Raw genomic sequence first — 23,281 nt, forward strand, 5'->3', positions numbered from 1 at the left:
GGTCACGACTTGCCACGCAGATGAGGACGGATTCGAAGCGGCCGGCGACGGCGACACAGTCGGGGCCGGGGCCGGGGCGTCGGTTTGAGCTGGCGACGTCTCGGGCGATGCGGTCGGGGCCGGCGCAGGCGTGGACGGCCGCGGACTCGCCATACTCGACGGCACTGTCGGCGTAGGCGAGCTCGTCGACGACGGTGTCGCGCTCGGCGATGACGTGGCCACAGAAATCACGGCGGGGGCCGGCGGTGGTGCCGCGGGCGCACCCACCGGAGTCAACGAGGCGACGAGCAAACCGCCGATGGATATTGCCGTGCCGAACATTCGTTGCCCCCATCGATACGCCCAACAATGGCTCCATTCTGCGCTCTGTAAATGGCGAGAACGGACAATTACCGAGAAATTGCCTTTAGCAGGACGCGAACTCGGAAGGCTGAAGACCGCGAAAAGTCAGCGCTTCAACCACCGGAGCACCGCGAGCGGAGAGACCTCCGACCGACGCGTCATGACGAGATAAACCACAGCGAAGAGAGCGCCTCCGACCAGGAGTTGCGTCACGAGCAGGACGGTCGACGGCGGCCAGACGAACGAGGAGGCCAACACGGCAATACCGACGACGGCCGTGGACACGACTCCCGCGACCACGAGTTTGCGCGCGCCGCTGACCGCGGAGTCGGAAGGGCGGAAGTCCAGTTGAGTACGCAACCGCCGGAACTTCAAGGGGAAATCGATCCAGTAGGCAAGCACAAAGACTCCCGCAACGATCCACGCGCGTACACCTGGGGGGGCCAGGAACTGCGAGGCGATGGCGCCGACGATCCATACGCCGTTCACCACAACCGCGCTGACCATGGGCGGCCGCGGAAGCATGTACGCGTAGAAGGCTCGAACGAGCAGCATGTGGAGGGTGTACGGAACAAGACCGATCCCCAGAATCACGATGCTGATTCCGATCGCCATGGCGGATTCGAGCGATGTATTGCCCCGCGCGAAGAGAACTCCTCCAAGCGGCACGCCAAGGGCCACGAAGGCGCCGCTGATCGGCACGACGAGCGACGCCGCGCGCGTGACCGTCACATCTAATTCTTGCGTCGCCGCTTCCCGGCTTTCGCTCGCCCGGTGCTGCGCCATACGGGCCAGCAGGATGTTACCGAACGTCGCGATCAGCACCGACTGGATCAGCGTGACGAGGGTGAAGGCGTAGTAGTAAACCGAATAGCCCCGACCGTCCTCGCCGACGGCCGCGGCCTCGGCACCGGCGCGCGCGGTGACCCCCACAACGACAAGATTCGAGATTTGATAGCAGAGTGACGCGGCAAGCGTCCATGACCCGATGTCACGGGTGCGACGGAGGCCCAACCCGCGTAGCTGGCGGGGAAGGCGCAGCCGGAACCCCGAGCGCATCGCAACCACGGCAAGAAGCGCGCTCTGCGCGATCGTGCCTCCGAGGGCACCCGCGCCGAGCAGCGTGACGTCCACCGCCGAGACGCTCGCCGGATCATTAGCCTGCACCACACCCATGAGCAGGATCGGGACGCAGGTAGCAAGGACTGTCAGGCTATTAGCGGAGCTGACCCACGCCGCGGCGATGAACTTTCCACGAGAATTCAGGATCTGGGTCTGGACGGAATACAGCGCGTAGAAGACGATCTGCGGTAGACACCAGTAGGACAGGGTGGTCGCGAGCCCTCGTTGAGCATCGTCCCACGCCTCACCGCCGAATGCGGAAATGAGCAGAGGTGTCGCCACGATGAGAATTCCCACGAGCACGAGTCCGACCACGGTCACGGCCACGAGGAGCAGCGAACTGTATTCGTCCGCCCGCCGCTGGGAATCCTTTGCGAGGCGAGTGATTTGGGGCACGAAGACAGTGGCGATCGCCCCACCACCAAGCATGATGTACAGCATGTTCGGCACATTGTTCGCGACGTTGTATGCATCGGCGACGAGAGCCGTGCCAATCGCGGCGGCCAGCACGAGGTTCCGACAGAACGCAAGACCTTTGGATGCGAGATTGCCGATTCCGGACCAGAGTGCGGCTCTTCCGTCCGTGCTCGCCATCTACCCGCCCCGCTGATTCCCGCTACGATCTGTATGCTCGTCCAAGACTCTACTGTGCACTCCGTCTCCCCTCTGGCCACCTCCGCCGGGGCTCGAGGGTCCGAATGAACCGAGGTTGTTCATGATCGTGGAGTCAGACCGAGCACTCGATACAGCGGGCGGATATGACTGAGATTCTTGCGGCGAGCGGCGCGGCCCTGATCTTCCTCATCATCGCCTTCGCCACCAAACGTCGTTTTCTCCCCGTCCTGGCGCTCTGGGCGTTTGTCCTCCTCCCTGTCGGGTACACGGCGTTGCCGAGCGTTATCGGTCGCTATCTGACGCCCGCCCTGCTTCTCGTTCTCATCTGGGAACTGCGCGTGATAACCCGACGTGGTCGCGGACGAAAAGCGCCCGGGATCTTCGATGCCGGTGTCATCATCCTGCTGGGCCTGCTCGTTGTATCGTCTTTCCTCGGGGAGTCGGCGCTCTCGTCGCTCCTCTGGGTAACTGTCTTCGCGGTGACGACCGTGCTCGCCGCCCGGGCCGCGATCGTTTCGGATGCCACCGACCTCGACATCGGCATGCTGCAGCGGCACCTGCTGTACGTCGGAGCGTTCATTGGGGTCGTGACGCTCATCGGATTGCTCTTCCAGGTCAACCCGTGGGACCTCGTCTACACGGAGATCTACCGGGACCGCTCCTGGTCGGTCGCTCGGGCCAAGGCGTCGTTCGGACATCCCCTCGTGCTCTCGCTCGTCGCCTCGGCCATCGTCGCCAGCGGCGTCGCCTTCACCGTCCGCCGTCCGCTTCTGCTCATCTTCGGCATGGGCGGAGCGGTGCTCGGCCTCATCCTCTCCGTCTCTCGGACCGGCCTCGTCGCCACCGCCCTCGGCGTGATGATCGCAGTGCTGGCTCAGTCGGTCGGAAGGACCCGCGGCGCTCAGTGGCGGGCGATCGTGGCTCTGCTTCTCGGCAGCGCGGTCGTGTTGTTCGCCTGGAATTCGGATCTTCTGCAGGACCGACAGAGCAGCGCCGACGGAACAGGATCCTCGACTTATCGAGACGCGATCTTCGAGCGTGCTGTGCGGCTCATCCAGTCCGGTGGGCTCACGGGATACGGTCCGGGACGATCCGTTGACGTCTACGCGCAAAATTACCCGGGCCTCATCCTCGAGAACTCCGCATTGCAGCTCGTCATCTCGCTCGGCGCGCTCAGCATCCTGGTACTCCTCGCCATCGTTCTCACCGGAGTCGCGAGCCTGCGCAGATCACGCGCGTGGGCCCCCGCGGGCCTGGCGGCGGTCTGCGTGTCGTTGAGTGGCTTCAATGCGCTGGACGCCAACCCTGCCATCCTCGTCATCGCGGTACCGTTCATCGTCGCGTGCTGGGCACCGCGCGATGACGCTCCCCCGGTCCCCGCAGCGCGACCACGTAAGAAGGCCGTCAGGATCGGTACGAGGTTGGCGGCGGACAGGTCCGGCCGCTAGAGACGGCGCCGGATCACATGCCGTCCTGACCTCGCCTCGGCGCCCAGAACGAAAACCAGCCACGGCTCCCTCGTGAGAGCGATGGTCAGGCGGACGAAGTCATGTCCGGACGATATTCCTGCTCCCGGATCGAGTCGACTCGTGAGCGGTAATCCGCGCCGATCTTGTCGGATTCTGCCGGCCACGACGCGACGCGCGCCGTGAAATCGTCCCACGTCGAGATAGGTCGCGCCGGGTTGCCTGCGACGACGATGCCGTCCGGAACCGATTTCGTCACGACAGACCCCGCGCCGACGACACATCTATCTCCGATCCGGACGCCCGGCATGATGATGGCACCCGTGCCCACGAAGACGTCCGAGCCGATCGTCACCGGCGCATATCGGAAACGCCGTCCGCGCTCGTCCGAGACCAACCAACCAGATCCGTCGTGAGTCACCAACGTGACGTTCGCACTGACCGTGACTCGATCACCGATCTTCACCAACCATGGCTCGGTCGTGACGATCTTGGACAGGATTCGACATCCGTCCCCTACCGTGCACCCCATGGCCCGAGACGCTGCGACTGTGCCCTTCATGGCTTTCAGGACGCGGTACTTGATGTACGGCCACTTCATGATTTCCTCATCTCAGGGAGTCGATAAGCCGTGCCAACAGGTCGACGCTGTTCTCGGCGGAGAACTCCTGCAACCACGTCTCCGGGGCTGAGCGGGGCAGACGCGCAGCTCGGAGAACAGCATCCGCGTACTCCTCGACGGAGTCGGCTCTGGCGAAGAACCCCGTGACACCGGGGACGATGGCATCCGCACTACCGAAGGCCGTAGATCCGACGACGGAGGGCACGCCGCGGGAAGCCGCTTCGGGGAGAACATTGCCGAAGCCCTCCACAGCGGACGGCAGGAGGATCACACCGTTCGCCGGGATGTGGTCGAACCAGTTCTCGACGCGTCCCTTGAGCTCGATGGGGTACGGGCGCCGAATCCTCGCAATCTCTTCGGAGAGTTCGCCGACGCCGAAGTACTGCACGGCGACGTCGATAACCGGCGCGAGGTGGTCGGCGATGTCGATCGCCAAGGTCGGGCGTTTCTTCGCCACGACGCGGGCCGGCACGACCAGAGTCACCGAACCGCCAGAAGACCAGGAATCGGCCGGAAGACGGATGCCGGATTTCGCGATTGCCGGGTTGGGGATCACCCAGACACGATCACGACGGAGCCGGGCGGCGTACTGGAACACCGCACCCACGGGGTGAGAGATCGCGATGAAGGCGTCGGCTTTGGGATAGAGCGAGCGATACGCCTGGTCGCGAGCGAAAATGTGCGCCGCACTGTGATGGGATTCCGCGAAGGGAATATTTCGCTCGCTGATGACCACGCGTGGACGAGCCTTCTTCGGGAGAGACTGCACGACGGCGAGAAGCTGGAAGTTGGCACGAGTCATCATCGCGATGGCGACATCGGGCCGTTCGGTCAGCAAGTACTCGCGGAGAGCTCTCGTTTCTTTGGCACGGCCCGCCCCCACCTTTGCGACGTGCCGGATCCGCACGCCCTCGGGGTTCGGCTCCCCCTCACGGGCGCGGAGGAGGACGATCTCGACGTCGTATCCGCGACGCGCGACCTCTGTCGCCCACATTTTCGTGACGAACTCCGCACCGCCTCCAACGAGCGAGGGCAGCACGAAGGCGATCTTACGGGTCACCGCTGCTGCTCCGTCGATTGCACCTGACGTCCGAGCACGTATGGCACGAGAATGGTCGCACGCAGGTTCTCCACCGACGAGATGGCCCCCTCGGATGCCACTCCGTCGACCCGTCGGATCGCATCCGCGACGCTCTCGGGCGTGCGCTCGGCGATTCGCGTGCCATTGCGACCCTCGACCACTAGGCCGTTCGGCTCACCTCCCGCCGTGGTTACAACGGGGAGGCCGCAGGCGAGTGATTCCACGACCGCGCGGGGGAAACCCTCATGCTGCGAAGTCATGAGCAAGGCGGACCGGGCGCGGAGGTGGTCGGAGACACTTCGCTTCTCGACGGGTCCTTTGACGTCGATACGTTCGGAAAGCCCCAGCTCGGCGGCGAGGTCCTTGGTCTTCTGCAGCAGCGAGCCGCCCCCGAGCATTGTCAGGGTGTACTGCGGCCCGGCCTCGGCGATGGCGCGGACGGCGAGAAGCGGATCCTTCGTCTCCTCGAAACGCCCGACCCACAGCAGGTCGGTTCGGGCGGTGTGAGGATCCCCCTCGGCGGGGAAGAAATACTCGTCATCGAACCACGTCGGCGAGAAGCGGACATTCTGCCCCCACTGGCCGAGTCGCTCCGCCGCGGCACTGTTGAAGATGACGACATCCGCGCACTCCTGGACGGCGCGCTTCTCGAGGAAGCGGAATGCTCCCGTGAACTTCTTGAAGTACGACTCGTTGCCCAGCTTGATGCTGTCGTCGCCGTCGTTGTGGATGAACTGGACGTGCCTGGCTTTACGGAAGAAACGACGAACCGCGAATCCGGTCGTCACCCGGTGAGTCTGCAGCACGTCCGCCGAAATCTGACGACGATACTTCCAGACCCCCCAGACGAGTTGGGCGATGTGCGGGATCTTCGGCCTGATGACGGTGTTGTCGGCTCGGTATACGGGGAGGAATCGCACGGAACGGCCATCGATCTCATCGGTGCGCCAAACGCCGATCTCTGCGTCCCCCACGGCATCCACGCCGACCACAGAGAGGACCATGTCGTCGGGACGATACTTGATCAAGCCCCGAATGCACGTGTCGACCCCACCTGGCTTCGACTTGCGGGGATCTATTGGCTCGATCAGCACGCGCTTCTCGGTCACGGGATCTCCATTCTCCGGGCCTCGCGGAGAGAAAATCGACACCCCACCGCGTCGTCTACGACCGCTTCATACTACCGGCACGGAAATCCGCGCTCTGCGGCGAGGCGAACCGACGTCGTCTGCGACTATTCGCCAATCAGGGTGCGGGGACCGGCCCGTTTTCTTCCGCAACTCGCTCGACCTTTACTGTGGTGGGCAGGAAACGAAGGAAGACCGGTCTCAGATTAATGACTACGCCCACCAAGACGAGCTCATTCCGCCCCGATATCCAGGGCCTCCGAGCGATCGCCGTTCTTCTGGTCGTCCTGTACCACTCGGGTGTCAGTGTTCTTGGGGGCGGATACGTCGGCGTTGACGTGTTCTTCGTCATCTCGGGGTTCTTGATCACCTCCCACCTCCTCGGCAGTCTCGAGCGGGACGGGCGGATAAGCTTCCGCCAGTTCTACGCGAAGCGAGCACGCCGGATCCTCCCTGCATCCTTCGCCGTGGTGCTGCTCACCGTCATCGCGTCGTTCATCTGGGTGAACCCCCTGCAGCTGACGCAGGTTCTTCAGGGGGCAGCCTGGACAGCTCTTTACGTCCCGAACTATCTGTTCGCCGTCGAGGGGACGGACTATCTCGCCGAAACGATCCCCTCCGTGTTCCAGCATTACTGGTCTCTGGGTATCGAAGAGCAGTTCTACATTCTTTGGCCAGCGCTCTTGACCGGGGCATTCCTTCTCCTTCGTCGCCGATCCAAACTGCTGACGTGGGTCATCCTCGGCGTGGCCGTCGTCTCGTTCGCTGCGTGTCTGCTTGTGGTTTCGCGGTCGCAGCCGTGGGCGTTCTTCTCCCTTCCCACGCGCGCATGGGAGCTCGCGGTCGGGGGACTCGTCGCTGCCCTGCTCAGGACCCGTCCTGCATGGATCGCCACTCGTGTTGCCGGCGTGTCGGCCTGGTTTGGTCTGATCGCGGTCATCGTTGCGGGCTTCACCTTCACCTCGAGCACGCCGTTCCCCGGGCTTTCGACATTGCTGCCCGTCCTCGGGACGGCGACCCTGATCATTGGCGGAGCCTCCTCTACGAGCTGGTCCCCGGCGCCACTACTCAGTTTGCGTCCGATGCAGTTCGTGGGAGCGATCTCCTACTCTCTGTACCTTGTTCACTGGCCGATGCAACAGATCCCCCAGTCTGCTGTCGGATACAACAACCCGCTCCCCCTTTCGGTAACCCTTGGCCTCGCGGCACTGTCGGTCCCGCTGGCGTGGCTGAGCTTTCGCTACATCGAAGAGCCGTTCCGGACCTCGCCTCGGGCGCGGCGTGCGTCGGCGTCGGCAACCCTGATCGCGACCGGCGCGACCTCCGCGGTGATCGCCGTGGCGGCGATTTGCCTCCTCCTGGTGAGTAATCTCTCGCCCATCAGCAGCGGCCGAGCCGTCGAGGCGGGCCAGACATTGTCAGTCCCTCCCGTGGTGCCCTCCTTCGTCCCCTCGAACCTCACTCCGCTACTCCGCGAAGCCTCGAACGACAACTCGGTGGTCTACGCGAACGGCTGCCACCAGGGGCCGACAGGTCGCGACGCGAACGGCTGCTGGTTCGGCTCCAACACAGACGCGCCCGTCGTGGCTCTGTTCGGCGACTCGCACGCGGCAAGCTGGGTGCCGGCCTTCGCCGCAATGGCGGAAGCGGGCGAGATTCGACTGAACTCCAACTCGAAGTCCTCATGCGGCTCCATTCAGACGGCGTCCAAGCAGGCGGAGCCCGGCACGTCGTGTGCAGTGTGGCGGGATCGCGTCATCGAGCGACTACAGACGGACCCACCCGCCGTCATCGTCCTGGCGAACTTCGCAGCGGCACGAGTCGAAGGGGAGAGCGACCCAGCACAGGCATGGAGAGAAGGAATTGCGCAAACCCTCGCCGAACTGCCCGCGGCATCGCGTGTCGTGATCATGGCGGACAGCCCCAACTTCGGAATTACTCCGGCCATGTGCTTGGCCGCTCACGTCGAGGATGTGTCCGCGTGCGAGGTCGATCGGGCGGTCGCGCTCCGGGATGACCTCCGTTCGGTGGAGCGAGACACCGCAGGCGCAGATTGGATCGATCTCACGGACCACATCTGCGACGATCTGTCGTGCTCGCCGGTCGTGGGCAACTATCTCGTGTCTCGAGATGCCCATCACCTCACAAAGACCTTCGCCGAGGCATTGACGCCAGCGTTGCGCGAGCACCTTCTCTCCGCCTTATCGACACCTCGAGGAACTTGATCACGCTGATCGCACCCCACAGTTCACCGCTCTCCAGGCCTTCCACCGCCCGAGAGATCACGCATAGGTTCGTCCCCGAATTCTCATAGGCTGATCTCTCATCCTGAACGTATGAGATTTCAGCGCCGGTGGGTCGTGGCGCTGGTTCTTTCATCCGTCCTCGTTTTCAGTGGCTGTTCGTTCGTCGGAGCAGATGGACGCGGTGCGGCCGAGGGAAGCCGCCACGTGACCGGTCATCCAAGTCCTCCGACGACAACCTGCGATACGGTCACCTCCAACCTGAGCATGCCGGACGGAATGGGCAGCCCGGCTGACGAAGCGACACCACCCGACACGGATCGTTTGCAGTCCGCACTCGACAGATGTGCGCAGTCGGGCGACTCGGTGGTGGCGATTCATCTGACCGGTGCCGGCTCTCACCGAGACTTCCTCAGCGGTCCCCTCACCCTGCGCCAGGGCGAGGTCCTGATGGTGGACCCCGGCGTCGTCCTCTACGCGTCACTGAACCCCTCGGATTATCAAGCTGCCGGTGGTGGGACCTGCGGAACGGTTTCCGGGGACGGCAAAGGCTGCAGGGCTTTCATAGAGGTCCGGGCTCCGAACACCGGCATCGAGTCAGAGCTCGTCCCTGGCGGCACACGCGGGCGTATCGATGGCCGAGGGGGTGATCAAATCCTCGGTGAGACTCTCAGTTGGTGGGACCTCGCCGAGGAAGCACGCAGTCACAACCTCCCCAACGTGCCACGGTTGATCGACGCTAATGCCGCCGACAGATTCACCCTTGCCGACGTCACGCTCGCCAACGCAGCCGGATACCACTTCTACTACAAGAACGGTGACGATCTTTCGGTGTGGGGGGTGCGGATAGATACACCCGGCTCGGCGCGCAACACGGATGGGATCGACCTCGATGGAGTGCAGAACGCTTCCGTCGTCGACTCCTGGATTTCTGCGGGCGACGATGGCATCGCGGTCAAAGCGACGTCCAAGCCTTCACGCGGAATCACCGTGCACGGGAATCATCTCTTCGGGACGCACGGAATCTCCATTGGAGCGGTCACTACCGCGGGTGTGGACCATGTGCTGGTGACCGACAACACCATCAGCGGACGGGACGCCTTCGGCAACAGGAGCGACGCATCGATCGGAATCCGCATCAAGAGCGCTGCCCAGTTTGGCGGGGAAGTTCGCGCCATCACGTACCGCAATACGTGCATCGACGCGGTGAGCCACCCCATCGTCATCGACCCGGACTATCTCAGGAAGACGGGAGACCACCCACCCGTGTTCTCCGACATCCGCATCGAGGGACTGAAAGCGACCGATTCTCCGGCCACCGCCACCTCACAGTTGAAGGGACTCGACCGCAACCGGCCCCTCACCCTGAGGATCTCCGACACGACAGTGGACGCAGCGGCAGTTCAAACCCGGGATGCGCTGATCAAAGCCCGCAACGTCACTTTCGACGGCAAGCCACTCGGGGGACTCGTCGCGGAAGGTGCCGACGCGCAACCGCACGTGCCTTCGTGCTCCTTCCCCACATTCCCAGCAGGATAGCTCGAGGCCGTCCCAAGGGTGGTGGAGGCCCACATACTCGAATCGACGTCGTCTGCAGGGAAGACCCGCAAAATAGTCGGTTCGACGGGGCCTACCCGCAGGCCTTCTCCGTCACGCTGGTGCGAACCGGATTCACCATCGGCGTGTGGACGAGTGCGGCTTCGTCGGCATTCTGAGGGCCGCCTTCGAACGTCATGGTCATCGTGTGCGCCTCCTGAAGGCCGTTGACGACCCACATGCGTCCCACGGGCCTCCCCAGGTGCTCACCGGTCGTGATCGCCACATCCGTTCCGTCGATCGTCGCTCCCACGAAGCGGGCGCCGCTTGGACCGTAGAACTGAAGATCAGTTCCGATCACACCCTTGGGGTAATGCCGTCCGCCATTGACGTAGCTCACCAAGCCATCGGAGGTCGCCTGGTCGAGCGCGTTCACGAACGTGACGGTCGTCGTGTACGTCGGGACGCCCGCGCATCGATCGACGACGAGATCGGCCGACATCCAGGTGTAGAAACTGAGCTTCCCCTCCGTGAGGTCGTTGACGAAAACGCCGACAGTGGCGTCATCTGGACCATCTGATGTCGGTAGCGGACCGGAGAGCCGCGACCCGTCGAAGGCGGATTCGATACCTGAATCGAAGGAGTGGAAGTAGACGCGATTTTCATCGACAGACTGGACGACCGCGTTCACGAAGGGGACGGGCTTGAAGTCACCCGATGAAACGGCGTCGAAGATCTCGACCGCGGCTGATGCGAAGAACTTGTCTTGGTCCACGTTCTTGGGATATCGCGCGTACACATCGCTAAGAAGGACCTGTACGGCATCGGAAGAGGTCAGCTTGTCTCCGGTCGCGAGCGTGATAGGCCCCGTCGCCTTCAAAACATACGAAAGGACAATGGGGTCGATCGCGATGACGCCATCTACCGGCGTTCCGAATGTTTCGGTCCAGAACGCCTTCGAGAGGTCGGCCGCCAGCGTGAAATCGGGCGTGGACGTCGCGTCCTGGGACCAGCGCCCGATCTTGTCGTCGTACAGCTTCACGACTTCCGGGTCGAGGGGGATGATCGGCGTCGCGCGCTTGTTCGTGAAGTCGCCGCTCGCAGCCTGCTGCACGATCTCCATCTTGCCGCCCTCGAGCCGCAGCATCACGACGGACGCCGGTATACCGCCGAGGCCACGGGCCTCGGCGTTGTTCTGAACCAGGAGGAGATAGTTCTTCGGGCCGTCCTGGCCCATCATGGACGGCAGGTACGGCATCAGAGCGTTCGCGCGCGACAGGGCCGGTTGGAGCTCCTTGACCCCGCCGGTCAGCTGCGCGAGCGGAGCACGCAAGACGCCGGGGGTGTCGGCGAGGTCGACCCCGGAGAGGGCGTCCGCAGCATTCTCGCCCGCTGCGGCAGCTGTCGAGATGGGTCCGGCGAGCGCTCCGATAGCAGTGACATCGAAAGCACCACCAGCGGGACGCAGGAGCGCGGGATCGACGTCGGCGAGCGTCGGCAAGACGCCCTGCGCCAATTCGTCGACGGCGACCGTCGACTCCCGGACCGCGTGCAAAGTCGGGCCGATGAATGGCGCCTGCTCGGCAATCCACCACAAAGGAGTGTCCGCAGCACCGCGCGCGGCCGCCGCGTGCCCCTGCAGCTCACGCACGGACGCGGCCAGCGTCGTGCGATCGTCCGAGCCGAATTCATCCTGGATCTGAGAAACGATGGGTACCGCGGCACGCAGTTCCTTCTGCGCGATGAATGCACCGATCGCTACGGCCGCCGTGAGCGCGACGAGCACCGCAACCACCGCGGCCAGCGCGATCCAGGCGATCTTCGTGGGGCTCATCCGGCTGAGGGAAATTCGCGACATGTCATTCCGATCACGCCGAGAATCGGGCCTCCGGCGTCGTCCGCGACGGAGCTCGTCGCGCGAATGGGTATGCTACCCGAGTCGGATGCAAAGGCAGCTGGTCACATTCTGTGCGCAGCAGCCCGGGGGCCGCATTCGAAAGGGCCTGCTGAAAGACGAGGAGACGCGTGGGATCTCGCCGCACGCCATCGGTCGCGATTATTGGTACGCGGGGTTACCCAAGCTACTACGGGGGTTTCGAGACGGCCGTTCGTCGACTTTCTCCCTATCTCGTGGATTGTGGGTGGAATGTCTCGGTCTACGGGCGCCCCGGCGCTGTCGAGGCCGACGATCCCGACCGTGATCTGCGTGTCGTGTCCCGCATGACCAGAGGCATCGACTCCCGCGCCCTCAGCACGTTGTCATACGGTTTCACCTCGACGTTCGACGCTGCGCGACGCCGCCCCGACGTGGCGCTCATCATGAACGTGGCGAACGGTTTCTGGCTCCCGATGCTGCGAGCTCGCGGCATCCCGACCATCGTGAACGTCGATGGGCTGGAATGGAAGCGCGAGAAATGGAGCGCGCTGGGAAAGGCCGTGTTCCGCGCCGGCGCCCAGGTAACGGCGAAATGGTCGACCGAACGCGTCGTCGATGCACGCACGATCGGCGATGCCTGGCAGAGCCGATTCGGTGTCGGGGGCGAGTTCATTCCCTACGGTGCCGACGTCCCCCCGCCACTACCGGTCGAGCCGGGGTTCGAGCACCGGGGCTACGCTCTGCTCGTGGCGCGGTTCGTCCCGGAGAACACCGTCGGTCCGTTCTTCGAGGCCGCCGAACGTCTTGCGCAGACGCACGACGTCATCGCCGTGGGATCCGCGGGATACGGGGGCGAGCTCGACGAGCGCGCCGCAGCTCTCGACGAGCGCCTCCCGCGCTTTCACTGGTTCGGTCATGTGCACGACGATCACCGGCTGCACAGTCTTTGGCAACACGCGGGTGCGTACTTCCACGGCCACAGTGTGGGCGGCACCAACCCCGCCTTGGTGCAGGCGATGGCGGCGGGAGCGCCGATCGTGGCGCGCGACACCGTGCATAGCCGCGAGGTCCTCGGTGCTGACGCGGGGGAGTTCACGGGGCCCGAACCCGCACATATCGAAGCAGCGTTGCGCGGTCTGCTCACGGACCCGGATCGGCAGCAACGCCTCAGCGAGGCGGCCGTTCGCCGCGCACGGGACGCTTACTCGTGGGAGAGCGTGAACGCCGCCTACGAGCGCCTCCTCCGGTCACACCTGCGCACTGACCAGGGCGACGTGTTTCCGCCCCGTCGACTGGCACGGGAAGGCTGACGCCATGGGCATCGCCGGAAAGATCATCCACGAGCAGCGCGAGCGTCTGCGCGAGGCCGGCAGCGACCGGTGGCGCATCGTGAGTGCGCAACTCGCCGCGAAGGTCGGCCCGATGGCCGTGCGCGGTGCGCTGCTGTCGCCCCGACTCGGCTCGGTGAACGGCATCCCTCTCATCGGTCGCAGCGTTCGGGTGCGCAACGCGCACCTCGTGCACGCCGGGTCCGACCTCGTCGTGGAGGACTTCGCAGAGATCCAAGGACTCAGCCGCGACGGCATCCGCTTCGGCGACGGGGTCTCGATCGGCACGGGCACGCTCATCCGTCCCAGCAGTTATTACTCCCGCGCGATCGGTGTCGGGCTGACCATGGGCGACGGCAGCAGCCTGTCGCCCGGATGCTACATCGGGTGCTCCGGGGGCGTGACGATCGGCGAGAAGACGATGCTCGGCCCCGGCGTCCGGCTCTTCGCCGAGGACCACGTGATGAGCGATCCCTCGATCGACGTGAAGTCGCAGGGCGTCGAGTGGTCTCCCATCACCATCGGCTCCGGATGCTGGATCGCCAGTGGCGTGACCATCACCTCCGGCGTGACGATCGGCGATGGCGCCGTCGTCGCCGCCGGCGCGGTGGTGACCCGCAACGTGCCGGCCGGAGCCGTCTACGGAGGCATCCCTGCCCGGGAGCTCAAGGCGCGGAGCGCTTCGTGACCCGCCGGCGGCGCTGCATCGTCGTGCACCCCTCCGACGAGATGTACGGCGCGGATCGCGTGCTACTCGAGGTGCTGCGGACCGCCCCGGCAGACCTCGACGTCGAAGTCTGGCTGCCGACCGACGTCGACTATCCCGAGCGTCAGCTGTCTCAGGCGCTACAGGATGCCGGCATCCCGGTGCGTCATCTCGCGCTGCCGATCATGCGCCGGGCGTACCTGCGTCCGGCGCGTCTACCGGGTCTGGGCTGGCGGGCGCTGATCACGAGTCTGAGGCTGCTCGCGGCGCGCCCGAGCCTGGTGTACCTCAACACCGCCGCCGCCACGCTAGCCGCACCAGCCGCACGCGCGGCGGGGGCGCGTGTCGTCCTGCACCTGCACGAGCACATCGACGAGCGTTCCCGCGCGGTCGTGCCGTTCCTGCGCTTCGCGCACCGTATCGTCGCCGTCAGCTCCGCGGTGGCGGACGTGCTGCCACCCGCCCTCCGCTCCCGCACCCGCGTCGTCAACAACGGCTTCGACTCCGCACCGCCCGCTCCCCTGCCGACATTCGCCGACGGCATCCGCGTCGTCGTCGCCAGCCGATGGAACGCCTGGAAGGGCCATCGGGTGCTGCTCGCGGCGTGGGATGCCGCGACGCGCGACGATCTGCACCTCGAGGTTCTGGGCGATCGCCCGCCGAGCGGCGAGGCCGTCGACGTGCCCGCCCTCGTCCAGTCGTCGCCGCGCCGCGCGCAGATCACCGTCACCGGGCCGACGTCGGACGTGCGCGCGCACCTCGACGCCGCGCACGTGGTGGTCGTCCCCAGCATCCTCCCTGACCCGCTCCCCACGATCGCGATCGAGGCGCTCGGCGCCGGGCGAGCCCTCGTGGCGAGCGACAGCGGCGGGCTCCGCGAGATCGCGGGCGACAGTCCCCTCCTCATCTCCCCCGGTGATGTCGAGGCATGGGCCGCGGCGTTGGACGCCCTGGACGAGCAGAGCGTGCGTGCCGCGGCCGGCTCCGCGCGCGCCCGATTCGAAAAGCTCTTCTCCCGCAACACCTTCGACCGTCGCATCCGCGCCGAACTCTGGGACCTGGTGCCTCGCTCATGACCTTCTCCCCCGCCACCGCCTACGCCCGCCCGAGCCTCACCGGCCGGACCCGCCTGATCACGCTCGGCCTGATCGCCGCGGTCGTGGTGAGTTCGTTCCTCGGGCGCTACGACGCCGAGATCGCCGGATTCCGCGTGCGCGTTGAGCAGGTCGTCCCGCTCGTGCTGGCAGCCTGGATGATCGTGCACCCGGTCCTGCGCGGGGCGTTCCTGCGCGCGCTCCGGCACCCGGTCGCGCTCGTGTACGGCGCGTTCGTCATCTGGAACGTAGTGACGACCCTCGTCTTCTCGCCGAGCCTGACCGGGAGTGCGTCGATCCTCATTTGGCTCGTGATCGATCTGTTGCTGCTCGTGTCGATGATGGCGATCGCCGAGGGGGCCGAAGTCGCCGCACGACTCGGTCGTGCGTCGGTGGCTCCCTGGGCCCTTGTCGGCTTCGCGGCTTACGCTGTCGCCAATCTCACCCGTGGACAGATCGCCCTCGGCACCGATTTCGACTGGCTCTACGAGGTCTACGTCGCCCGCGTGACCGCGATCGAGGCGAACATCTACGCCTCGATCCTCATCTTCTGGACGCTGCTGACGATCACGCGGCGCGGGATCGGCCGATGGGAGACCGCCGCCATCGCCGTCGCGGTGCCGCTGGGGCTCATCGCCTCGCAGACCCGCACAGCCGTCTTCAGCCTCGTGCTCGGCCTCGGCGTCTTCGTCGTCTTCACCCTCTTCTCGTTGCGCTCCTCGTGGCGCGAGCGCTTCACGCGCATCCTCCCCGCGGGAATCCTCATCGCGACGCTCGTGGTGACGTACGGCATCATCGCCGCGATGGGAGGAACCGCGCCCGCCGACCGCACCCTCCCCGCGACGACGAGCCCCGCAGCATCCGTCATGGCACCCGCCGACAGCTCGACGCCCGCACCGGCCCCGACTCGCGTGCCCGACCCGACCAACCCCGAGCAGCAGAACAAGATCGGCGACGTCGACTTCCAGGGCGGCACGATCGGCTTCCGCCTCGAGGTCGCCCGACGTGCGGCGCAGGAGATGCACGGCGTCAACCTCTGGCTCGGCAACGGGACGAATACGTTCGGCCTTCGCCACGAACAGCCGGGCACCCCGGGCGTCAGCGGGCACATCATCATGCTGCCCGTCCAGGTGCTCTACGACGGCGGGATCGTCGGCCTCGGGTTGCTGGCCCTCCTCTTCGTGACGGTGTTCGTCTGCGTGCCCCGCGAGCGGAAGCCCGTCGCAGCGGGCCTGCTCGCGTCCTATCTGCTCTCGGCGACCCTGACGAGCATGTTCTGGTTCGCGGTGACCTGGATCCTCATTGCGGTGCTGCTGCGGCCCCTCACCGAAGGCGAACGTGACCTCGACCGCGTCTGAGGCTCCCCGCCCGCACCGCGCCCGGAGTGTCGCGCTGCTGACGGCCGTCTCGGCGGTATCCGCGATCTCGCCCCTCATCGCTCTGCCGCTCATCACCCGCGCGGCCGGGCCCGACGGATTCGCCGAGATCGCGATCGGCCAGGCGCTCGGCACCCTGGCGGCCACGATCATCACGTTCGGGTGGGCCGTCCGGGGCCCCGTCGAAGCCGCGCGCTCGTCGCACCCCGCCCGGGTCTTCCGCGCCAGTATCGTCGTTCGCGGCGCCAACAGCCTGCTCGTCCTGCCGCTCGTCGCCGTCGTCGCCGCCTTCGCGAGTCACGCCGACGACCACGCGTTGGCGATCGTGTCCGCGCTCGCCTTCTCGCTGCAGGGACTGTCGCTCAGCTGGTACGCGGTGGGCGTCGGCCGACCGTTGCTCTCCCTGATCTTCGACGCCGTGCCGCGCATCGTCCTCAACCTCGTCGGAGCCGTCGCCGCGCTCCTCACGACCACTCCCCTGCTGTACCCCACGATCCTGCTCGTCGGCACTCTCGCGGCCTTCCTCGCCGCGACCTGGTTCATCGGCCTCCGGGAACGGTTCTCCGTGCGAGCGGCCCTCGCCGACGCGCGGGGCGCCTACCGGGGCGGCTGGCGTACCGCACTGGCCGCGGGACTCCTCACTTTCTCCGAGACGGCTCCCCTCTCCACGCTCGGCGTGGCGAGCTCTCCGGCCGCCATCGGATTCGCCCCGTTCGACCGCGTGCTCAAGTACGGCTACATCGGCGTCTACATGATCACGGGCTCTTTCCAGGGCTGGGTGTCGTCGGCCTCCGGTGACGCGGGCCTCCGACGCATGCGCCGGGCCGTCGGCATCCACGTCGTCCTCGCCGTCGCCCTCGGCGCGGGGTTCGCCCTGGTCGTGCCGTGGGCGACGCCCGTGGTGCTGGGGCCCGGCTTCGAGATCTCGACGCTCACGGCCCTCTTCGGGGGGATCGCGCTGGCTGCGATGACGCTGGCCACCGCCCTGGGGATGTGCGTGGTCCTCCCCGCGGGCCGCGACGGCGCCTACCTGGCCGCGGTCTGCGTCGGGGCGCTGCTCATCGTTCCGGCGGTGCTCGTGGGCTCCTCGCTCGCGGGCGTCGCCGGAGCGGCGGGCGGGGTCGCCTCGGTGCAGCTGATCGTGCTGACGGTGTTCGCCGTCACGGCGCTGCCCGTTCTACGCAACCGCTGAGCCGGCGGGTGTGCTGTCGCGAGCCCTCGCTCAGGCGAGGACGAACCCCGCGATCGAGAGCATCACCCATACGCTCGTGAAGACCAGACCCATCAAGAGCGGTCCCCAGAAGCGCCGGGACAGAGCGACGAACACGGATGCCGCGATCCCCAGCCCGACGGGGAGGGCGAACGGCATACCCGAGACGTTTCCCGCGAAGACGATCGGGATGACGGCGAAAGCGACGGCCGAGACCGCGCCCGAGACGACACGGGCGATGGTCGGCGAGAAGCGCGTCGACGCGTAGGCGAGAGCCGCCGGATAGACGAAACCGATGGCGAAGAACGTGAGCATCATCACGACGAGGAACGGTGCCGCGACCCCCAGGATCAACCACCGCAGCGACAGCGCCTCGAAGGCGGGCCACCCACGCGAGACCGCGCCGATCCCGGCGATGAAGGGCATGATCGCCCCGAGGACGAGCCCCCACAGCACGTCGAGGCCGCGCACCCGGAAGAATCCGGCGGGACGCGTGCGCGCCATCAGGCCCAGCCCGGTGCCACCGACGACGATGGATGCCAACACGCTGCCGGCGCTGCGACCGGCGGCGCCGTCGAAAGCCACCGTCACGATCAGCCCGACGACCACGGCCACGATCAACGCGGCTGCTGCCGCGACGAGCGGCTTCCACGTGCCGAAGAAGCTCCCGGAAGGGCGCTCGACGGTACGCGACGCGGACCGCGAGTCGGTCTCGGCGCGCGACGAGCGCTGCTGCTCGGTGCGGGTGACACCGTCGTCGACACTGGTCGTCCGGTCTGTCGTGGGGGTGTCGACGGCCGCTCGGGCCTCGCGACGGGAGCGCCGACTCGGCTCGAAGGGGGTGTCACTCACCCGTTCAGCTTACGGGTTTCACCCGATCGGCCCCACTTCGCGGGCATCGGCTCCCCCGCACCGCCGTCTGGCTCAGGCGCCGAAGCCGTGCGACGTGCTCCTCTCGTGCCGGCCCGGGGTGTCGGCATCCGGCGCTGCACCCGGTAGCGGCGTGAAGGACCGGCATCCGGGAACGACATCCGGGAACGACGAAGGGCCGGGCCCGAAGGCCCGGCCCTTGCCGAGTGAAGTCTGGAGAGACTTACTTGAGGATCTTGGTGACGGTACCGGCACCGACGGTGCGGCCACCCTCACGGATCGCGTAGCCGAGGCCCTCTTCCATGGCGATCGGCTGGATGAGCTCGACCGACATCTCGGTGGTGTCACCGGGCATGACCATCTCGGTGCCCTCGGGCAGCGTGATGACGCCGGTCACGTCCGTGGTGCGGAAGTAGAACTGCGGGCGGTAGTTCGTGAAGAACGGGTTGTGGCGGCCGCCCTCTTCCTTGGACAGGATGTACGCCGTGCCCTCGAAGTTGGTGTGCGGGGTGACCGAACCGGGCTTCACGACGACCTGGCCGCGCTCGACGTCGTCACGCTTGGTGCCGCGGAGGAGCAGACCACAGTTCTCGCCGGCCCAGGCCTCGTCGAGCTGCTTGTGGAACATCTCGATACCCGTGACCGTGGTCTTCTGCGTCGGGCGGATGCCGACGATCTCGACCTCGGAGTTGATCGCGAGGGTACCGCGCTCGGCGCGACCCGTGACGACCGTTCCACGACCCGTGATGGTGAAGACGTCCTCGATGGGCATGAGGAACGGCTTGTCCTTGTCACGCACCGGGTCGGGGATCGACTCGTCGACGGCTTCCATGAGCTCGACGATCGAGTTGACCCACTGCTCGTCACCCTCGAGAGCCTTGAGGCCCGAGACGCGGACGACGGGGGCGTTGTCGCCGTCGAAGTCCTGCGACGACAGCAGCTCGCGAACCTCGAGCTCGACGAGCTCCAGGATCTCCTCGTCGTCGACCATGTCGCTCTTGTTCAGCGCGACGAGCAGGTAGGGAACGCCGACCTGCTTGGCGAGCAGAACGTGCTCACGGGTCTGAGCCATCGGGCCGTCGGTGGCGGCGACCACGAGGATCGCGCCGTCCATCTGAGCGGCACCGGTGATCATGTTCTTGATGTAGTCGGCGTGGCCGGGCGCGTCGACGTGAGCGTAGTGACGCTTCGGGGTCTCGTACTCGACGTGCGAGATGTTGATGGTGATACCGCGCTGACGCTCTTCCGGCGCCGAGTCGATCGACGCGAAGTCACGCTGGACGTTGGTGGCCGACGGGAACTTGTCGGCGAGCACCTTCGAGATGGCAGCGGTGAGCGTGGTCTTGCCGTGGTCGACGTGACCGATCGTTCCGATGTTCACGTGCGGCTTGGTCCGCTCGAACTTGGCCTTAGCCACTGGGTCCTCCTCAGGACGTAGTTGCGAAGTCTCGGGCGCTGGATTGCGACCGATTCTCCACGGGGATGGTTCTCAGGTTACTAGAGAGTCGGTATTGAGTTTGAGTGGATGCCGGGAACCCGAGCAGGAACCCTGGTTCCCGGCATCCGGAGAGCGGTGTTACTCGCCCTTGTTCTTCTGGATGATCTCGTCAGCCACGGCCTTCGGGACGTCGGCGTAGCTGTCGAACTCCATCGAGTAGACGGCGCGACCCGAGGTCTTCGAGCGCAGGTCGCCGATGTAGCCGAACATCTCGGACAGCGGCACGTTGGCCCGGACGACCTTGACGCCGGCGGCGTCTTCCATCGACTGGATCTGGCCACGACGCGAGTTCAGGTCGCCGATGACATCGCCCATGTACTCCTCGGGAGTACGCACCTCGACAGCCATGATCGGCTCGAGGATGGTGGGGTTCGCCTTGCGGACGGCCTCCTTGAAGCCCATCGAGCCGGCGATCTTGAACGCCATCTCCGACGAGTCGACGTCGTGCGAAGCGCCGTCGAGGAGGATCGCCTTGACACCCACCATGGGGTAGCCGGCGAGTACGCCGACGTTCATGGCGTCCTGGAAGCCCTGGTCGGTCGGCGAGATGTACTCGCGCGGGATACGACCACCGGTGACCTTGTTCTCGAACTCGTAGGTCTTGTCGGCCGTGACCTCGAGGGGCTCGATCGCGAACTGGATCTTCGCGAACTGACCCGAACCACCGGTCTGCTTCTTGTGGGTGTAGTCGTGACGCTCGACCGACTTGCGGATGGTCTCGCGATACGCCACCTGGGGCTTGCCGACGTTGGCCTCGACCTTGAACTCGCGCTTCATGCGGTCGACCAGGATGTCGAGGTGGAGCTCGCCCATGCCCTTGATGACGGTCTGGCCGGTCTCGGCGTTCTGCTCGACGCGGAACGTCGGGTCTTCCTCAGCGAGCTTCTGGATGGCGACACCCAGCTTCTCCTGGTCGGCCTTGGTCTTGGGCTCGATCGCGACCTCGATGACCGGCTCCGGGAACGTCATCGACTCGAGGACGACCTGGTTGGCCGGGTCGCACAGGGTGTCACCGGTGGTGGTGTCCTTGAGGCCGATGACGGCGTAGATGTGGCCGGCGGTGACCGACTCGACCGGCATCTCCTTGTTGGCGTGCATCTGGAAGATCTTCCCGATGCGCTCCTTCTTGCCCTTGGTCGCGTTGACGACCTGGGCGCCGGAGTCGAGGTGACCCGAGTAGACGCGAATGTAGGTGAGGCGACCGAAGAACGGGTGCGTCACGATCTTGAACGCGAGGGCCGCGAAGGGCTCGTCGCGGTCGGCGTGGCGCTCGATGACGACCTCTTCGTCCTTGGGGTCGTGCGCCTCGATGGCGGGCACGTCCAGGGGCGAGGGGAGGTAGTCGACGACGGCGTCGAGCATGGGCTGCACGCCGCGGTTCTTGAACGCCGAGCCGCACAGAACGGGGTAGACCTCGCTGGCGATCGTCATCTTGCGGATGGCGCCCTTGATCTCCTCGTGGGTGAGCTCTTCGCCACCGAAGTACTTCTCGAGCAGCGCGTCGTCGGACTCGGCGACGGTCTCGAGGAGCTTCTCGCGGTACTCCTGCGCCTTCTCGACGAGGTCGGCCGGGATCTCCTGGATCTCGTACTTGGCACCCATGGTGACATCACCCTTGGCGTCGCCGGGCCAGACCAGAGCGCGCATGTAGACCAGGTCGACGACGCCGACGAAGTCGTTCTCGGCACCGATCGGAAGCTGGATGACGAGGGGCTTGGCCTTCAGGCGGTTGACGATGGTGTCGACCGTGAAGTAGAAGTCGGCGCCCAGCTTGTCCATCTTGTTGACGAAGCAGATGCGGGGGACGTCGTACTTGTCGGCCTGACGCCACACGGTCTCGGACTGGGGCTCGACGCCCTCCTTGCCGTCGAAGACGGCGACGGCACCGTCGAGGACGCGGAGCGAGCGCTCCACCTCGACCGTGAAGTCGACGTGACCGGGGGTGTCGATGATGTTGATCTGGTTCTTTTCCCAGAAGCAGGTCACAGCAGCGGAGGTGATCGTGATGCCACGCTCCTGCTCCTGCTCCATCCAGTCGGTGGTCGCCGCACCATCGTGCGTCTCACCGATCTTGTGGTTGACGCCCGTGTAGAACAGGATGCGCTCGGTCGTCGTGGTCTTGCCGGCATCGATGTGCGCCATGATGCCGATGTTGCGGACCTTGTGCAGGTCGGTGAGCACGTCTTGTGCCACGGGTGTCTTCCTTACCTGTTGGGAGGTTGGTGCCGGGCCCATCGGAGGGTCCGCGACCGGGTTCGGTCACAGACCCTCCGCGGGTTTTACCAGCGGTAGTGCGCGAAGGCGCGGTTCGACTCGGCCATCTTGTGGGTGTCTTCGCGGCGCTTGACCGCGGCACCGAGGCCGTTCGAGGCGTCGAGGATCTCGTTCTGCAGACGCTCGGTCATCGTCTTCTCGCGACGACCCTTCGCGTAGCTCACGAGCCAGCGCAGCGCGAGGGTGTTCGCGCGGTGCGGCTTGACCTCGACGGGAACCTGGTAGGTCGAGCCACCGACGCGGCGGCTCTTGACCTCGAGGGTGGGACGGACGTTGTCGAGCGCCTTCTTGAGCGTGGCGACGGCGTCCTGGCTGTTCTTCGCCTCGACGCCGCGGAGAGCGTCGTAGACGATCGCCTCGGCGATGGACTTCTTGCCGTCGACGAGGATCTTGTTGACCAGCTGGGTGACGACGGGAGCGCCGTACACCGGGTCGTTGACGACGGGACGCTTCGGGGCGGGACCCTTACGAGGCATGGTTCTCAGCCCTTCTTCGCGCCGTAGCGGCTACGAGCCTGCTTACGGTTCTTGACAGCCTGGGTGTCGAGCGCACCGCGGACGATCTTGTAACGGACACCGGGGAGGTCCTTGACACGACCACCGCGGACGAGCACGAGCGAGTGCTCCTGCAGGTTGTGGCCCTCGCCGGGGATGTAGGCGGTGACCTCGGTGCCGTTGCGCAGCTTCACGCGGGCGACCTTGCGCATGGCCGAGTTCGGCTTCTTGGGGGTCGTGGTGTACACGCGGGTGCACACGCCGGCCTGCTGGGGGTTCGACTTCAGCGCGGGAGCCTTGGTCTTCGAGACCTTCGGCGAGCGGCCCTTGCGAACCAACTGCTGAATGGTTGGCACGTTCTCTCCTTGTTTGGCCGGGCGGTTCCTCTCGGACCGTCCGGG

19 protein-coding genes are annotated in these 23,281 nt (G+C 65.9%); 8 read left to right on the forward strand and 11 right to left on the reverse strand.

Annotated elements, in window-relative coordinates; genetic code table 11:
* Both P2P98_RS14845 and P2P98_RS14850 read right to left on the reverse strand, forming a co-directional pair.
* Positions 1-334: hypothetical protein (locus tag P2P98_RS14845; protein WP_275800889.1), on the reverse strand; the 334-nt coding region annotated here is incomplete at its 3' end.
* Positions 335-447: 113 nt separating this feature from the next.
* Positions 448-2,058: a lipid II flippase MurJ gene (locus P2P98_RS14850; protein WP_081318241.1), complete on the reverse strand. Its 1,611-nt coding sequence runs from the start codon at positions 2,056-2,058 to the stop codon at positions 448-450.
* A 164-nt stretch (positions 2,059-2,222) separates the two neighbouring features.
* On the opposite strand from P2P98_RS14850, the gene P2P98_RS14855 reads away from it, so the two are divergent.
* Positions 2,223-3,527, forward strand: a complete 1,305-nt coding sequence (locus P2P98_RS14855; RefSeq protein WP_058613667.1) for an O-antigen ligase family protein — start codon at positions 2,223-2,225, stop codon at positions 3,525-3,527.
* An 85-nt stretch (positions 3,528-3,612) separates the two neighbouring features.
* Here the strand turns inward: P2P98_RS14855 and P2P98_RS14860 are convergent, their stop codons facing one another.
* Genes P2P98_RS14860 through P2P98_RS14870 form a run of 3 tightly spaced genes read right to left on the reverse strand, consistent with a single transcriptional unit; the run spans position 3,613 to position 6,357 of the window.
* A complete protein-coding gene (locus P2P98_RS14860; protein ID WP_275800892.1) occupies positions 3,613-4,146 on the reverse strand; it encodes a DapH/DapD/GlmU-related protein in 534 nt (177 codons plus the stop codon).
* Positions 4,147-4,153: 7 nt separating this feature from the next.
* Positions 4,154-5,227 (reverse strand): glycosyltransferase, encoded by a 1,074-nt coding sequence (locus P2P98_RS14865; protein ID WP_275800893.1) that lies wholly within the window; start codon positions 5,225-5,227, stop codon positions 4,154-4,156.
* Positions 5,224-6,357, reverse strand: a complete 1,134-nt coding sequence (locus P2P98_RS14870) for a glycosyltransferase (protein WP_275800895.1) — start codon at positions 6,355-6,357, stop codon at positions 5,224-5,226. The genes P2P98_RS14865 and P2P98_RS14870 overlap by 4 nt, the downstream gene beginning before the upstream one ends.
* 227 nt (positions 6,358-6,584) lie before the next feature.
* Between P2P98_RS14870 and P2P98_RS14875 the strand changes: the two genes are divergently transcribed.
* Together P2P98_RS14875 and P2P98_RS14880 are read left to right on the forward strand one after the other, a co-directional pair.
* Entirely contained in the window at positions 6,585-8,600 is a 2,016-nt protein-coding gene (locus P2P98_RS14875) for an acyltransferase family protein (protein ID WP_275800897.1), read from the forward strand.
* A 111-nt stretch (positions 8,601-8,711) separates the two neighbouring features.
* Positions 8,712-10,157 carry a glycosyl hydrolase family 28 protein gene (locus tag P2P98_RS14880; RefSeq protein WP_275800899.1) on the forward strand — a complete coding sequence of 482 codons (1,446 nt, stop codon included), beginning with the start codon at positions 8,712-8,714 and terminating at the stop codon, positions 10,155-10,157.
* 91 nt (positions 10,158-10,248) lie between these two features.
* On the opposite strand, the gene P2P98_RS14885 is transcribed toward P2P98_RS14880, so the two are convergent.
* A complete protein-coding gene (locus P2P98_RS14885; protein WP_275800901.1) occupies positions 10,249-11,988 on the reverse strand; it encodes a DUF4012 domain-containing protein in 1,740 nt (579 codons plus the stop codon).
* Positions 11,989-12,179: 191 nt separating this feature from the next.
* Here P2P98_RS14885 and P2P98_RS14890 point away from each other — a divergent pair, with 191 nt between their 5' ends.
* The 5 genes from P2P98_RS14890 to P2P98_RS14910 are packed head-to-tail and all read left to right on the forward strand — an operon-like array spanning position 12,180 to position 17,726.
* Entirely contained in the window at positions 12,180-13,340 is a 1,161-nt protein-coding gene (locus P2P98_RS14890) for a glycosyltransferase (RefSeq protein WP_275800903.1), read from the forward strand.
* Positions 13,341-13,344: 4 nt separating this feature from the next.
* On the forward strand, positions 13,345-14,046 hold the full coding sequence (locus P2P98_RS14895; RefSeq protein ID WP_275800905.1) for an acyltransferase: 702 nt from the start codon (positions 13,345-13,347) through the stop codon (positions 14,044-14,046).
* A complete protein-coding gene (locus P2P98_RS14900; RefSeq protein ID WP_275800907.1) occupies positions 14,043-15,140 on the forward strand; it encodes a glycosyltransferase family 4 protein in 1,098 nt (365 codons plus the stop codon). Before P2P98_RS14895 ends, P2P98_RS14900 begins: the two co-directional genes overlap by 4 nt.
* The gene (locus P2P98_RS14905) at positions 15,137-16,516 is read left to right on the forward strand and encodes a hypothetical protein (protein ID WP_275800910.1); all 1,380 of its coding nucleotides are present in this window, start codon (positions 15,137-15,139) and stop codon (positions 16,514-16,516) included. Before P2P98_RS14900 ends, P2P98_RS14905 begins: the two co-directional genes overlap by 4 nt.
* Positions 16,497-17,726, forward strand: coding sequence for a hypothetical protein (locus P2P98_RS14910; protein ID WP_275800912.1), 1,230 nt, complete (start codon positions 16,497-16,499; stop codon positions 17,724-17,726). The genes P2P98_RS14905 and P2P98_RS14910 overlap by 20 nt, the downstream gene beginning before the upstream one ends.
* Before the next feature lie 30 nt (positions 17,727-17,756).
* On the opposite strand, the gene P2P98_RS14915 is transcribed toward P2P98_RS14910, so the two are convergent.
* The 5 genes from P2P98_RS14915 to rpsL form a co-directional block, all read right to left on the reverse strand.
* Positions 17,757-18,596, reverse strand: coding sequence for a hypothetical protein (locus P2P98_RS14915; RefSeq protein ID WP_275800914.1), 840 nt, complete (start codon positions 18,594-18,596; stop codon positions 17,757-17,759).
* 241 nt (positions 18,597-18,837) lie between these two features.
* Positions 18,838-20,031, reverse strand: coding sequence for an elongation factor Tu (tuf, locus tag P2P98_RS14920; protein ID WP_058595425.1), 1,194 nt, complete (start codon positions 20,029-20,031; stop codon positions 18,838-18,840).
* 159 nt (positions 20,032-20,190) lie between these two features.
* Complete coding sequence (fusA, locus tag P2P98_RS14925) at positions 20,191-22,305, reverse strand: elongation factor G (RefSeq protein WP_058595426.1); 2,115 nt, start codon at positions 22,303-22,305, stop codon at positions 20,191-20,193.
* A gap of 86 nt (positions 22,306-22,391) precedes the next feature.
* Entirely contained in the window at positions 22,392-22,862 is a 471-nt protein-coding gene (rpsG, locus tag P2P98_RS14930) for a 30S ribosomal protein S7 (protein WP_058595427.1), read from the reverse strand.
* Positions 22,863-22,867: 5 nt separating this feature from the next.
* Positions 22,868-23,236, reverse strand: a complete 369-nt coding sequence (gene rpsL / locus P2P98_RS14935; RefSeq protein WP_013584051.1) for a 30S ribosomal protein S12 — start codon at positions 23,234-23,236, stop codon at positions 22,868-22,870.
* Positions 23,237-23,281 lie beyond the last annotated feature (45 nt).

The organism is Microbacterium sp. Kw_RZR3, assembly GCF_029222405.1.
Lineage (GTDB): Bacteria > Actinomycetota > Actinomycetes > Actinomycetales > Microbacteriaceae > Microbacterium.